We start from the raw sequence: 13745 nt of genomic DNA on the forward strand, positions 1-13745 counted from the left end.
GAGGAGACGACATGGCCACGCACAACTCCCTGTTCTCCGAGAAGAACGTCCGCCGCACGGACGACGGCATCGCCGTGTCGGTGCAGATCCCCTGGTATCGCAGCCTCTGGCTCAGCGCCGTCGACGACGTCGACGTGACGGTGAACGGCGAGGCGATCCCGAAGGAGTCGCTGCGCTTCGAGCTGCAGGGGCGCTCGTACCGCGTCGCGGAGCTGCCCGACCAGTGGGACACCCTCTGGTTCGTCGCGGATCGCCCAGACATCGTGATCCCTCTCGACCCGGTGCCTGCGCCGGGCGACCGACTGACGGTCGAGGTCGTGCTCACGATGCGCCTGCTCTACATGCAGATCGCTCCGGGCGTGGACGGCGGCCCGGGCCGCTACGTCACGAACCGCGTGCCCGTCGAGCGTGAGGTCACGCTCGCCTGACGGCCGCCCGTCGAATGCCGCAGATCGCTCCAAGAACGGAACCTTGGAGCGATCTGCGGCATTCGTGCGCACTGGGGTGGGGTCAGGCCAGTGTGAGCGAGAGGGATAGGGCCTCTCAGGTGATCGTGAAGCGGTTGAATTCGACAGCTCCATTTCTCGGCACGGAGGGCCGCACCTCCAGTGAGGACTCGGCCCAGCCTTGGGAGGCAACGTCCCCCGGTCCTCCCAACTAATCGCTGTCACCTATCCAATCCACAGACCCGACGCAACGTCGGACCGCGTGCGGCGGGTAATACTGCATCGGCAGTATCGCCAGATCCCCCTGTCGCGGGACGCGCAGCATTTGCCGACGATGGATCCTGAGGTTTCGATGACGGAAGAAGGCAGAATGGCTGGCGTGGACGAGCTGGAGCAGATTCGGCGTCGACGGCAGCGGGTGGGTCACGCGGGCGCGACGTTGCTGGTCGTTCTCGCCGGGATGATTCCGGATCACCCCACGGACCCCGTGGTGTGGTCGACGGGGCAGTTCGTCCTGAATCTGCTTGCCGCGGCGATCCTGCTGGCTCGCGTCCGACTGCCGTTCGTGGTGCTGCCGATCTTGACGGTGCTTGCCTGGGTCAGTGTGCCTCTGGGCCTCTTCAACCCGGGATTGGTCACCGCAGTGGCGATCGCGAGCTACGCCGTGACTCTCCGTGTCGATCGACGTCGTTCCCTGATCGGCACCGCCGTCCTCGCAGCGATCATGTTGGGAGCCGGCCTGGTTGCTGAGGCTGGGGTTCCGCAATCGGTGCTGGCCGTGCTCCTCGCTGGTGCTGTCGGCGACGCGATCCGGACCCAGCGTGAGCACATGGCCGCTATTACCGATCGGGCGGTGCGTGCTGAGAACACTCGGGAGGCGGTGGCTCGGCAGCGGGTCGCGGAGGATCGTCTTGCGATCGCGCGAGATCTTCACGACGTGGTTGCTCACCAGATCGCGGTGATCAATCTGCACGCTGGGGTGGCCTCGTCGGCCTTGCGGGACCGCCCCGATGACGCCGAGCGGTCGCTTGTGACCATTCGCGATGCGTCCCGATCCGTCCTGGCCGAGATCGGTGACCTGCTGACCACGCTGCGAGATCCTGCCTCGCCTGACGTCGGTCCGCCCGGTCTCACGCAGCTCGACGACATGGTTCGTGAGTTCAGCACTCATGGCCTGCAGACCGAGGTGACCCGGCAGGGTGAGCCCTACGACCTGCCCGGGAAGGTCGACGTCGCGGCGATGCGGATTCTTCAGGAGGCGTTGACCAATGCTCATAAGCACGGCACCGGCCGCCGGGCGAGCATTGTCATCGAGTACCTGCCACGATCGCTGCGCGTCACTGTCGCCAACCCCGTGCCGGAACCGGTCGCCGACGCGGTCGCCACGCGGGGGCCAGGTACGGGACACGGTCTCATCGGCATGGCTGAGCGCGTCGAGTCCGTCCGCGGGACGCTCGAGCACGGCCTTCGCGAGGACGGAACGTGGATGCTCACCACACGACTGCCGACCTCGACCGAGGACAGCACCCCACCGATCGAGACACCACGACGGAAGGCCCACGAATGACCAATGTGCTCGTCGTCGATGACCAGACGCTGATCCGCACGGCGATCATCGACCTCATCGCTCACGGCGACGGGCTGGACGTGGTCGGCGAGGCGGCAGATGGTGCCCGAGCGGTCGAGCTTGCTCGCCGGCTGAGGCCGAGCGTCGTACTGATGGACATCCGCATGCCCGTCATGGACGGCATCGAAGCGACGCGGGAGATCTGCACGGATCCGGACCTTCAGGGCGTGAGGGTGTTGATCCTGACCACCTTCGAGGAGGATCAGTACATCGTCGGTGCACTGCGTGCCGGGGCGAGCGGGTTCATCGGCAAGGGAGCCGAGCCGGAACACATCGTCGGTGCGGTCCGCGCGGTAGACCGGGGGATGCCTTGCTCTCACCCGCGGCGACGCGCAGTCTCATCAACCGGTACGTGAGTCCGGCGCCCCCCGGGAGGCGCATTCCCCCGGCACTGGAGCATCTGACCGAGCGTGAAGTCGAGGTCTTGACGTTGGTCGGCACAGGCCTGTCCAACGACGAGATCGCCACCGACCTGGTCATCTCTCCTCATACCGCGAAGACCCACGTCAACCGTGTGATGACCAAGCTGCATGCACATGACCGTGCTCAGCTCGTGATCGCTGCTTACGAGAACGGTCTCGTGCGTCCGCAGGACCATTGACCGCGTTGCTGTCGGTCGCCGTCGAACCCTGACCGCTGTCTCGCAGGCCGCACCACGCCCGGCCCTGGTACCGCATCCGCAGTAGAGAAAGATGCCGCACCAGCGGGATGCCGAGCTGCCGGGTCGGCGGGGAGGGTGGAGACATGACCTCGTCCCACTCCTTGCCCGCGACCGCGGGAAGTGCATCCGCCGCAGCAGCTGCGCCCACTGCTGCCCCGCCGGCCGGTGGCCGTCGTATCGGCGCAGTGTTCGCTGGGCTGCTGGTAGCGATGCTTTTGGCATCGCTTGACCAGACCATCTTCTCCACCGCGCTGCCGACGATCGTCGGCGAGCTCAACGGCGTCGACCACATGCTGTGGGTCACGACGGCCTACCTTGTCGCGGCGACGATCATGATGCCGATCTACGGCAAGCTGGGCGACCTCCTGGGGCGCAAGACGATCTTTCTCGCTGCGCTCTCGGTATTTCTCGTCGGGTCGATCGTCGGCGGCCTCGCTTCGGACATGACATGGCTCATCATCGGGCGTGCCATCCAGGGGCTGGGTGGCGGAGGACTGATGATCCTCTCCCAGGCGATCATCGCCGACGTTGTGCCGGTACGGGAACGCTCGAAGTACATGGGCATCATGGGGGCTGTCTTCGGGATCTCGAGCATCGCCGGCCCGCTGCTGGGCGGCTGGTTCACCGAGAGCATCGGCTGGCGGTGGGCGTTCTGGATCAACATCCCGCTCGGCCTCGCTGCGATCGTGTGCGCTGCGGTCTTCCTCAAGCTGCCGCGCCACCACGCAAAGGTTCGGCTCGATGTGTGGGGAATCCTCACGATGGCTGTAGCGGTGACCTCGATCATCCTGATCACCTCGTGGGGCGGCACCGAATACGCGTGGGACTCGAGCACCATCGTCACTCTCGTCGTCGTCGCCGTGATCGCCGCCGCCGCGTTCGTCCTCGCCGAGTACCGGGCGGCCGAGCCAATCATCCCGCTTTCGCTGTTCAAGAGCCGCAACTTCGTGCTCGCCACCGTCGCCGGCCTCGTGATCGGCGTCGCGATGTTCGGCGCGCTGGCCTATCTGCCCACCTACCTGCAGATGGTCACCGGCGTGAACGCCACCGAGTCCGGCCTGCTCATGCTGCCGATGGTGGTCGGCCTGATGCTCAGCTCGATCACGATGGGCCAGCTCGCCTCACGGACCGGGCGCTATAAGTGGATGCCGATCGCAGGCATGGTCGTCGTGGCCACCGCCCTGCTGCTCATGTCCACCCTGACCGTCGCGACCTCCCTGCCGGTCCTGCTGGGCTACCTGTTCCTACTGGGTCTCGGTATCGGGCTGGGCATGCAGATCCTGGTCCTCATCGTCCAGAACTCCTTCCCCGACAGCCAGGTCGGCACCGCGACCGCATCGAACAACTTCTTCCGGGAGATCGGCGCATCTCTCGGCGGCGCGGTCGTCGGCTCGCTGTTCACCAGCCGGCTCACCGACCTGCTGACCGACCGGATGCCTGCCGGCGGTGCGACGGGCACGCTCGAGACGAACTCGCTCAGCCCGGCCGCGCTCGATGCACTGCCGGATGCCGTCCAGGACGTGATCGTGGGTGCATACAACGACGCGCTGACGCCCGTCTTCCTCATGCTCGTCCCTCTGATCGTGGTCGGCCTGATCGTCCTGCTGTTCGTCAAGGAGGTGCCGTTGCGCGCCAGCCTCGAGCAGGGCGCCTCCTTAGGTGACGCCAATCAGAAGAAGGACCCGGCACTCGTCGCGGCCGGTTCCAGCAGCACGGACCGCCCCCGCGAGCAGGGGACGCCGTAGTCGGCACTTCTCACAGAGGACCCGCAGAGGCCAATGGGCGTGCCGGGCTCGGACCAGTACCGCAATCGTCAGATACCAATATGGAGATCAATACCGTGGGAGACAGCACCGTACGCAAGGCCCTGGTCGTCGGGCTCGGAATCGCAGGCATGGCCACCGCGAAGCGCCTGACCGAGGTCGGGTGGGACGTCACCGTGATCGAACGTTCCGCCGAGCGTCGCACAGGCGGATACTTCATCGCACTCTTCGGCACAGGCAAGGCATCCGCCGAACGAACCGGCATCCTTGACAGAGTCCCGACCCGCACCGGCCCCGAGGCCAAGACCTGGCAGGTCGCGCGCAACGGTCGGCGAACCCCAGGTATGGGGTTCGCCAACATCCCGGACGCCCCACGGGTGCTCCTGCGCGGCGACATCGAGGAGGCCCTGTACGCAGTGCTCCCGGAGACCGTCGAGGTCCGGTACGGAACCGTTCCGGCCACGATTACCCAGGACCCTGACGGTGTGGATGTCACTCTGCGCTCCACCACCGACGGCACGGAGGCACAAGAGCGATTTGACCTCGTCATCGGGGCCGACGGGGTCCGGTCCAGCGTGCGACGCCTGGTCTTCGGTCCGGACGCGAACTTCGTCGACCAGACCGGGTTCATGATCGCCGCAACCCTGCTCGACCGGCCCGTCACCGGCTATGAAACAAACGAGGGCGCGGTCCTCGCGGAGCCCGGCCGCTCCGCGTGGGTATTCCCGTTCGACAACCGTCCTCCGAGTATTCTCTTCACATACCGCACCGACGACATCGATGCCGAGTTCACTCGTCCGGCGATCGACTCGATTCGCGCGGCCTACCGTCCTGAGGCCCCTGGCCCGCTGCTGAACGAGCTCTTCGACAGGTTCGAAGCCGCCGAGGACTTTCTGTTCGACTCGGCCCAGCAGGTGCGAATGCGCCAGTGGCACCACGGCCGCGTCGCCCTCATCGGCGACTCCGCATGGTGCATGACGCTCTACTCCGGCCTCGGCGCCTCCTCTGGCATCGCCGGGGGCGAGCTGCTCGGCACGATGCTCGAGCGACACGACCACGACATCCCAGCTGCCCTGGCCGCCTGGAACGAACGCCTGCACCCGTATGTGGACTACCAGCATCGACACATCGCGAACAATCGGCAGATCTTCGTTCCCGCGGACAGGCGCGAGCATCTGCGCCGTTCCTCGATGATGCGGCTCAGCCGGTCCCGGCTGCTGCAGCCGGTCCTGGGCCGCCTTCAGGCGGGCAGCGAAGACTTCCGTATGAAAGCCATGGACATCGCCGCACCGTAGGAATCGGACCGCTCCGTACGTCCGCGCTCGCCAGGGCTTCCGGTGCGCGTGGGCTGGTTTCGGGCAATGCGGATCGTTGCCCGAAACCCGCCCACGGCCCACGCCAAGGGGCCGCGCGACGATGATCACACCGAGGAGCTCTTGCCCGGGAGGCTGTGAACGCCTGAGGCCGGAGTCCTGCCACCGAGCGCCCGGCGCGCGAGGGCGAGGTGGGCCGTCGTCATCTCCGCCGGGGACTCGTCGAGCCAGGCGTGACCGCCCCACTCGCTGCAGAGCGTCCCGTCGAACGCCGTGCCGCGTAAGAGGCTCGCGACGTCGCGGATCGGCGCGCTGACGCGGCCGTCGGCGTCGTCGAGATCCCAGAACTTCAGGTGGAATGCGCCGACGAGCGGCAGCACGTCTCGCAGCTCGTCGGCCGACGAACGCCCGAAGCGCACGATCATGTCCATCGCCAGCGCCTGGGCGGATCCGGGGATCGCGCCGCCGCGCAGTGCCTCCCTGACGACACTCGGGGTCGCTGGATCCCGCCAGTCGTCGGCGAGGCGGCGCACGAGCGCCTCGTCGACGCCGGCCGCGGCCAGGGCTCGCACATAGCTCGTGGGGAGCGCCGGCATGAGCATGCTGATGTCGATGAGCAGACGGAGGTGCGGATCATTGAGGCGCGCGATCTCGCTGTACGCGGCGGCCTGCGCGGGCGCGCTGGGCGTCTGCGACCCCTGTGCCTCCTCGAACAGGATGAGGTCGAGGTCGTGCAGCACAGGCAGCAGTCGCGCGAGGAGGGCGGGGCCCGCCTGCCCGATCGGCAGGCGTACGCCTTCTGCGCCCAGGCGGCTGCTCGCGCGCAGCTGCGGGAGGAGGAACGCGAACCGCTCGTCCTCGTCGCGCGGCCGCCCGCTCTCGGTCCACTCGTCGATGCTCGCGCCGACGATGCTCACGCTGCCGCCCGCGTCCGCGAGCCGCTCGCGCAGGGCGTCGACCTCGTCGTCCGCTGGGACGGGGAAGCCTCGCCACACCTGACCTGCCTCCACCTCGATGCGGTCGGCGACGCCGTCGGCCGCGATCGACGCGGCGATGTCGATCGCTCCGCGCTCGGCCCGCACGACCTGCGGTGTCCAGTTGAAGGCGCTCGCCGTGAGCTGCCACGCGGTGTCGTCGCTCATCGCACGTCCTCTCCCGCGAACGCGAGCTCGCGTCGGGCGTCGAGGGTCGCGATCTCCCGGTGGGGGATCTCGAGGGGAGAGCCGCCCATCGGCAGGTACGGGATGGCGAGCCGGAACGCGACCGCGACCTCGTGCGGGCCCTCGCCGAGGGGGACGTCCGCGACCACGACGAGCCGGTCCTGGAGGTGCCACCAGCCGCTCTCGTCGGTCGTGTCCGAGATCGTCCGGTCACCGAGACGGATCTGCGTCGCGCGCGCCGTGCCGTCGACCTCGACGACGAGGGCGGAGAAGCTCGACAGGGGAAGCGAGCGGATCCACGGCAGACTCAGCCGCAGAGCGAAGGTGTCGGCCGTGGTCGTCAGCGCGTCGTCGCGCAGCGCCGAGAGGGGCATTCCTCATCCCTCCGGGAAGATCGCCTCGATGGTGGGGCGGCCGTCCGCGAACCAGCGGGCGAACGACGCGTCGAACAGCCGCTCGCGCAGGAGCTCCGCGCCGCCGCGGATCGGCTCGCGCACGTCATTGAGCGACTGCTCGATCCGCAGGTCGCGCGTCGCGAGGGGGAGGGACCTCTCGTAGACGCGCTGGCGCACCTCGGCGAGATACGTCTCGCCCGCCACGCCGGCGACGGCGCCGCCGATGACGATGACCGACGGGTTGAACATGTTGACGAGCGTCGCGATCGCGTCTCCGACGACGCGGGCCGACGTCTGCGACAGCTTCCAGGCGAGGCCGTCGCCTCGCTCGGCCGCGAGGGAGATCTGCTCGGGCGTGAGGGGATCGACCTCCGCCAGAGAGGTCTCCTCGCCGGCCGCGATCGCCGCGTTCACATCGCGCACGAGAGCCCATCCGCTCGCGACGGCCTCGAGGCAGCCGACCTTGCCGCATCGGCAGCGCGTCTCGGCCCCGAGCACCGGCACGTGGCCGATGTCGCCGGCCGCGCCGTTCGCCCCGCGGTGCACGCGCCCGCCCGAGAGCAGGCCCGCGCCGATGCCGGAGCCGACCTTGCAGTAGATGAGGTCGCCGTCGACCGCGTGCCGCCGGGCGCGCTCGCCATAGGTGAGCAGGTTGACGTCGTTGTCGACCCAGGTCGGTGCACCGAGGTGCGCGTGGATCCGCCCGCGCACATCGACGTTGTTCCATCCCGGCATGATCGGCGGCGCCACGGGACGTCCCGACGCGAAGTCGACCGGTCCGGGAAGTCCGACGCCGACGCCCCAGATGGGCGCGCCGGGATGCTCGGCGAGCAGCTCGTCGACCATCGCGAGGGCGACGCCGATGGTCTCGTCGGGCCCGCGCGAGATATCCCAGTCGCGGTGGGCCTGGGCAGTGACGTCGCCGTCGAGCTCCGTGAGGCCGACGTGAATGTGCAGCGCACCGATCGCGCAGATCACGAGGCGGCCTCGCTCCGCCTGGAAGCGGAGGGTGCGCGGTGCCCGCCCGCCCGAGCTGGGGCCGAAGTCGCTGTCGACGAGGTAGCCCAGCGCCGTCGCCCGCTCGATGCGCTGCGTCACGACGCCGCGCCCGAGACCCGTCGCGTCGCCGATCTCGGGCCTGGTGGTGGCCTCGCCCGTGCGCACGAGGTTGACGATGCGCAGGAGGCTCGTGACCTCGTCGGTCTGCGCGCTGAAGCGGAGGGTCGAGTCGGTGGCCATGCCTGATTCTGACATATCTGACGACGGAATCGACGGAAGCGCGGGCAGGGCTCGCGCGGGATCAGAGGCGTGCATGAGCGGGATCATCGATACATATGTCGAAAAACAGCGTTGGCGACGCAGAATGGAGCGAAAGCGAAGGGGGCGACGCCATGACGTACGGAGTGGGGATCCTCGGGGCCGGCCCGGGAGCCGCGGCGCTGCATGTGCCGACGCTGGCGCGCCTCGATGACAGGTTCTCGGTCGTCCACGTCGCGGACGCTTCGGGCGCGCGGGCGCCGGCCCTGGCGGCGCAGGTCGGCGCCCGCACCTCGATCGGCGCCGACGAACTGCTCGGCGACGAGGCGGTCGACGTCGTCGTCGTGTGCGCCCCTCCCGCCGCGCATTCGGAGCTCGTGCGCGCCGCGATCCGCGCCGGCAAGCACGTGCTCTGTGAGAAGCCCCTCGCCGTCGATGCCGTCGACGTGCGCGCGATCGTCGACGAGGCGCGGCAGGCGGGCCTCGCCCTCGTCGTCGGCACGAACCATCTGCACGACGCCGCCTGGCACCGGGCGCTCCGAGCGATGCTCGTCGAGGACGGCCCCGTGACGGGCATCGGCCTCACCCTCTCGCTCCCGCCCAACGACCGGTACCACGCGCTGGTGAGCGAGCCGGATCCGAGGCCTCCGCGCCGGGGAGGGCCGGACCTCGAGGATCCGCAGGTCGCGGCGGAGATCGTCCGCCAGCTGGTGACGGGGCTCGTCATGCACGACCTGCCGGCCGTGCGCGATCTTGCCCCTGATTTCGAGGGCGTGGACGACGCACGGGTGCTCGCGCCGATCGGCTGCGTGCTCGGCTTCCGCGCGTCGGGGATCCCCGTGCGCGTGACGGCCGCGATGCTCCCCGGTGGCGCGGACGCGCTCTGGCGTATGACGATCAACATGCCCCGTGACCGCCTGACGATCGACCACCCGCCCGCGTTCGCGCATGCCGGGAGCGCCGTGCCCTCCGTGGCGCGGTCGGAGGGGCGCGTCACGACCTTCGCGCGAGGCGCCGAAGACGGCTACGTCGGCGAGTGGCGCGCGTTCGCCGCGATCCTCGACGGGTGGGAGGAGCCGCAGTACGACGAGATGGCGGCCGACGCCCTCTACGCGATCGCGCTCGCCGAGGCGGCCGCGGGCGTGGTGCGAAGGGGAGGTGTCGCGTGAGCCCTACGGGTGTCACGGCGGAGACCCGTGCTCATCGCGTCGCGATCGCCGAGCTACCCGTGAGTGCGCATCGGGCCGCTGCGCCGGACGGCGCCGTGGCGATGATCGACGGGCGGGGCGAGTGGTGGATCCGCGCCGCCCACGCGCGCGACGGGGGTGCCGCCGCGCTCGTCGTGAGCGAGCCGGCCACGGCGCCGGCGCAGGAGATCTGGGCCCTCGCAGACGCGACGACGATCCCCGTCGTGGTGCAGCGGTCGCGGCTGCGCCCGTCATCGATCGACGCGCTTCGCGCTCGGCTCGACGGCGCCCCGACTGCGCTCGTCGCCGAGGCGATCGCGACTGCGCGCGACGCCGATGTCGTCCTGCGCGACGCGGCGGGCTGGATGCGCGAGCTCGGGGGAGGACCCGTCGGATTCGTCGCGATCGCTCGCGGGGGGAGCGCACTCAGCGCCGCCGGGACCGCGGGTGCGTCGACGGCGTCGATCCTGCTCACCGAGTCCGGCTCACGGGCGCCACTCCTCGACATCGTCGGCATCGCGCCCCTGCGCTCCGAGGTGCGGCTCGACGAGGCGACGGGTGCCCCGCGCCTCGCAGTCGCGGGCGCCGACGGAACGTGGATCGCACCGGTGGCCCTCGAGTCGGTCGATCGGGAGGCCCTTCGCGCGGCGATCGACGCCGTCGGGGCGCAGCCCAGGCGGAACGACCTGCGCGCGCTCGCCGAGGATGCCGACGCGATCGCTCCTCTTTTGTTGTAATAAGACAGAAGAAGGCGTAGAATCGACCATGACGTCGGGGCCCTCGGGCCCGTCGCCCGCCGCGCAGTCGGGGTGGGCGCACACACCGTCGCGTCGATGGCCCGGTCGCACGGGCGAGATTCGCCATGTCGCTGACCACCTCCCGCCTCCGCATCCTCGTCGCATCGCTGCTGGTCGTGTCGTTCCTCGGCGCCCTCGACCACACGGTGGTCTCGACCTCCCTCGCGACGATCGCGGGTGAGCTCGGCGCCCTCGAGGCGATGAGCTGGGTCGTCGTGGGCTACACGCTCGCGGCGACGGTGCTGCTGTCGATCCTCGGCGTGCTCGGCGACGCGCTGGGCCCGCGACGCGTCTTCCTCGTGTGCCTCGTCCTGTTCATCGTCTCGTCGCTCGCGTGCGGGTTCGCCCAGGGCATGGCCCAGCTCGTCGGGGCGCGCGTCGTGCAGGGCATGAGCTCGGCGGGGCTCCAGCTCATGTCGCAGACGATCATCGCCCACATCGCCTCACCGCGGGATCGACCGCGTCACCTCGCGGTCGTCGGCGCCGCGTTCCCCGTCGCGATCCTCATCGGCCCGGTCCTCGGCGGCGCGATCACCGAGTACTGGGGATGGCCGTGGGTGTTCTGGATCAACGTCCCGGTGGGGCTCGCGGCGCTCGGCTTCGCGGCGTTCGCCATTCCGCACATCGACCCCGTCGCTCGGCGCGGCTTCGACATCCCCGGATCCGCGACGTTCACGGCGGCGATGATCGCGCTCATCCTCGCGGTGACGTGGTTCGCGGATCCGGACCTCGCGGTGGCGGCCTGGACGCTGCTCGGCCTCGCGATCGTCTGCTTCGCGGCGTTCGCGCTCATCGAGCTGCGCACGGCGGCGCCGATCATCCCGCTGCGGATCTTCCGTGTCCGCGCGGTGTCCTCGAGCGTTGCGCTGGCGGGCGTCATCGGCATCGGCCTCTTCTCGGTCGTCGCCTACCTGCCGACGTACTTCCAGATGGCCTACCGGACCAGTGTGACGCTCTCGGGCCTCGTGCCCATCGCCACCGTGTTCGGCATGCTCGTCAGCAACCTGGCGACCGGGTGGCTCGTCGGGCGAACGGGCCGATACCGCGTCTATCCGGTCGTCGGCACCGCGCTGGGCGCGGCAGGGCTCGTCGTCATGGCGCTGCTGCCCGCCGGCCTCCCGCTCGGGGTGCCCGCGATCGCCATGGCCGTGGTCGGCGTCGGGACGGGCGCCTTCATGAACCTCGTCGTGGCCGTCGCGCAGAGCGGCGTCGCGCGCGAACAGGTCGGAGCCGTCACGGCGCTCGTGAACCTGACCCGCCAGGTCGGCGCCACGTCGGGAACGGCGGTCGTCGGCGCCGTGATCGCGGCGGGCGTCGCAGCCGGGCTCAGCGGATCGCTCGACGTGTCGACGCTGACGCCGCAGGTCGTGCATGCGGCGCCCGGTGCCGTGCAGGCCGAGATCGCCGAGGTCTACCAGTCCGTCTTCCGGCCCGTCTTCATGGTGCTCGCGTGCGTGTACGCCGCAGGCATCGCCGCGGCGCTGTTCCTGCCGGCCACCCGCCTGGGCGGCGACGTCCCCGCCCCGCTCGACGCGGACGACGCTCAGGTCGCCGCATGATCCCTCTCAAGGAGACGACATGACAGTCACACCTCACATCGCGATCGTCGGAAGCGGGCCGATCGGATCCGCGTACGCGCGGATCCTGCTCGAGAGCCTCCCCGGGGCGCGCGTGACCATGTTCGAGGCCGGCCCCCGGCTGACCGACGTGCCGGGCGAGAGCGTGCGCAACATCGTCGATCCCGACGAGAAGGCGCTCGCGCGCGAGCGCTCGCAGGGGCCGCAGGCGGGCGCGCACCGTGCGGATCTGGGGATCCCTTCCGATGCCGTCGTCGAGGGGATGTTCACGGCGCGCGAGGGCACGCACCTGCTCGACTTCGGCGGTGCGGGATCCGCGCACGCCGCGTCGTTCCCTGCTGCGGCGGCCTCGACCAACGTCGGTGGGATGGGAGCGCACTGGACGTGCGCGATCCCCCGTCCGGCATTCAGCGAGAAGGTGCCGTTCATCGAGGACGGCGAGTGGGACGCGCTGATCGGCGAGGCCGAGCGTCTGCTGCACGCCCAGAGCGCGGCCTTCGCCGACTCATCCGTCGGCGAGGCGATCCGCCTGCTCCTCGAGGAGGAGTACGCGGGGGAGCTTCCGGACGGGTACGGCGTCGGGACGCTTCCGGTCGCGGGTGACCCCCAGCCCGACGGAACGATGCGCTGGGCGGGCGCGGACGCCGTGCTCGGACCCGTCGCGGACGACGCGCGCTTCGCGCTGCGCGATCTGCACCTCGTGCGTCGGATCGTCCGGGACGGCGCCCGCGCCACGGGCGTGGTCGTGGAAGAGCTGCGCACGGGCGAGACATCGACGGTCGACGCCGACCTGGTGGTCGTGGCGGCGGACGCGTTCCGCTCGCCGCAGCTGCTGTGGGCGTCGGGTGTGCGCCCGCGCGCCCTGGGGCACTACCTCACGGAGCATCCCGTCGTCATCTCGACTGTGGCCCTCGACGAGGAGCGCATGCGCCGCTTCGCCAGCGACGCCGATCTCGCGGCCGAGCTCGCGCGACGCGCGGAGAACGCCGCGGATCCCGTCGCCGCCGTCAACCGGATCCCGTTCTCGGAGCCGGGGCACCCGTTCTCGCTGCAGGTGATGTACGCCGAGAAGCCACCGTTCCCGCTCGACGCCGCGCACCCGCGCGCCGACAACCCGTGGGGCTACGTCAACATGGGCTACGGCATGCGCAAGCGCCCGCGCTATGAGGATGCCGTCACCTTCGACGATGCCGAGCCCGACTACCGCGGCCTGCCCAACATGACGATCGACTACGAGCTGACGGAGAAGGAACGCGCGGAGATCGATCGCGGAACCGCGATGCTGCGCCGGGCGGGGGAAGCACTCGGGGAGTTCATCGCCGAGCCGCGGCTGCTGCCGAACGGGTCGAGCCTGCACTATCAGGGCACGATGCGCATGGGCGACGCGGACGACGGCACATCCGTCGCGGACCCGTTCTCGCGCGTGTGGGGCGTGGAGAACCTCGTCGTGGGGGGCAACGGACTCATCCCGACCGCGACGACGATGAACCCGACGCTCATGAGCATGGCGATCGCCGTGCGCGGAGCCCGGGCCGCGGCGCACCGCCTCGCGGGGGCGTAAG

The 13745-nt window shown here is 69.9% G+C and carries 11 protein-coding genes and 1 pseudogene; 9 read left to right on the forward strand and 3 right to left on the reverse strand.

What is annotated here, in order from left to right:
- Window positions 1–11: 11 nt before the first annotated feature.
- From KOL93_RS07215 to KOL93_RS07235, 5 genes and pseudogenes are all read left to right on the forward strand, one after another.
- Window positions 12–428: a C-glycoside deglycosidase beta subunit domain-containing protein gene (locus KOL93_RS07215; RefSeq protein ID WP_221584668.1), complete on the forward strand. Its 417-nt coding sequence runs from the start codon at window positions 12–14 to the stop codon at window positions 426–428.
- 397 nt (window positions 429–825) lie between these two features.
- Window positions 826–2013, forward strand: a complete 1188-nt coding sequence (locus KOL93_RS07220) for a sensor histidine kinase (RefSeq protein ID WP_221584669.1) — start codon at window positions 826–828, stop codon at window positions 2011–2013.
- Window positions 2010–2674: pseudogene (locus KOL93_RS07225) on the forward strand (response regulator transcription factor). The gene KOL93_RS07220 and the pseudogene KOL93_RS07225 overlap by 4 nt, the downstream one beginning before the upstream one ends.
- Before the next feature lie 161 nt (window positions 2675–2835).
- Complete coding sequence (locus tag KOL93_RS07230; protein ID WP_260406040.1) at window positions 2836–4479, forward strand: MDR family MFS transporter; 1644 nt, start codon at window positions 2836–2838, stop codon at window positions 4477–4479.
- 95 nt (window positions 4480–4574) lie between these two features.
- A complete protein-coding gene (locus KOL93_RS07235) occupies window positions 4575–5792 on the forward strand; it encodes an FAD-dependent monooxygenase (protein WP_221584670.1) in 1218 nt (405 codons plus the stop codon).
- A gap of 125 nt (window positions 5793–5917) precedes the next feature.
- Here KOL93_RS07235 and KOL93_RS07240 read toward each other — a convergent pair whose 3' ends face one another.
- From KOL93_RS07240 to KOL93_RS07250, 3 genes are read right to left on the reverse strand one after another with little or no spacing between them, the layout of a single operon-like run.
- A complete protein-coding gene (locus KOL93_RS07240; protein WP_221584671.1) occupies window positions 5918–6952 on the reverse strand; it encodes a sugar phosphate isomerase/epimerase in 1035 nt (344 codons plus the stop codon).
- Window positions 6949–7344, reverse strand: coding sequence for a hypothetical protein (locus KOL93_RS07245; protein ID WP_221584672.1), 396 nt, complete (start codon window positions 7342–7344; stop codon window positions 6949–6951). The genes KOL93_RS07240 and KOL93_RS07245 overlap by 4 nt, the downstream gene beginning before the upstream one ends.
- A gap of 3 nt (window positions 7345–7347) precedes the next feature.
- Window positions 7348–8604, reverse strand: a complete 1257-nt coding sequence (locus tag KOL93_RS07250; RefSeq protein ID WP_221584673.1) for an ROK family protein — start codon at window positions 8602–8604, stop codon at window positions 7348–7350.
- Between the two features lie 152 nt (window positions 8605–8756).
- Between KOL93_RS07250 and KOL93_RS07255 the strand changes: the two genes are divergently transcribed.
- From KOL93_RS07255 to KOL93_RS07270, 4 genes are all read left to right on the forward strand, one after another.
- Window positions 8757–9791, forward strand: a complete 1035-nt coding sequence (locus KOL93_RS07255; RefSeq protein ID WP_221584674.1) for a Gfo/Idh/MocA family protein — start codon at window positions 8757–8759, stop codon at window positions 9789–9791.
- A gap of 59 nt (window positions 9792–9850) precedes the next feature.
- Window positions 9851–10546, forward strand: coding sequence for a hypothetical protein (locus KOL93_RS07260; protein WP_221584675.1), 696 nt, complete (start codon window positions 9851–9853; stop codon window positions 10544–10546).
- 125 nt (window positions 10547–10671) lie between these two features.
- Entirely contained in the window at window positions 10672–12165 is a 1494-nt protein-coding gene (locus KOL93_RS07265) for an MFS transporter (protein ID WP_221584676.1), read from the forward strand.
- 19 nt (window positions 12166–12184) lie between these two features.
- Window positions 12185–13744, forward strand: coding sequence for a GMC oxidoreductase (locus KOL93_RS07270; protein ID WP_221584677.1), 1560 nt, complete (start codon window positions 12185–12187; stop codon window positions 13742–13744).
- Window position 13745: the final 1 nt, after the last annotated feature.

The sequence above is a fragment of the Microbacterium salitolerans genome, from assembly GCF_019720895.1.
In the GTDB taxonomy this organism is placed as follows: domain Bacteria; phylum Actinomycetota; class Actinomycetes; order Actinomycetales; family Microbacteriaceae; genus Microbacterium.

Bases quoted from the DNA above. Each gene is read 5' to 3' on its own strand.
- KOL93_RS07255 (WP_221584674.1), top strand. From the start codon at position 8,757: ATGACGTACGGAGTGGGGATCCTCGGGGCCGGCCCGGGAGCCGCGGCG.
- KOL93_RS07265 (WP_221584676.1), top strand. From the start codon at position 10,672: ATGTCGCTGACCACCTCCCGCCTCCGCATCCTCGTCGCATCGCTGCTG.
- KOL93_RS07240 (WP_221584671.1), bottom strand. From the start codon at position 6,952: ATGAGCGACGACACCGCGTGGCAGCTCACGGCGAGCGCCTTCAACTGG.
- KOL93_RS07270 (WP_221584677.1), top strand. From the start codon at position 12,185: ATGACAGTCACACCTCACATCGCGATCGTCGGAAGCGGGCCGATCGGA.
- KOL93_RS07250 (WP_221584673.1), bottom strand. From the start codon at position 8,604: ATGGCCACCGACTCGACCCTCCGCTTCAGCGCGCAGACCGACGAGGTC.
- KOL93_RS07215 (WP_221584668.1), top strand. From the start codon at position 12: ATGGCCACGCACAACTCCCTGTTCTCCGAGAAGAACGTCCGCCGCACG.
- KOL93_RS07245 (WP_221584672.1), bottom strand. From the start codon at position 7,344: ATGCCCCTCTCGGCGCTGCGCGACGACGCGCTGACGACCACGGCCGAC.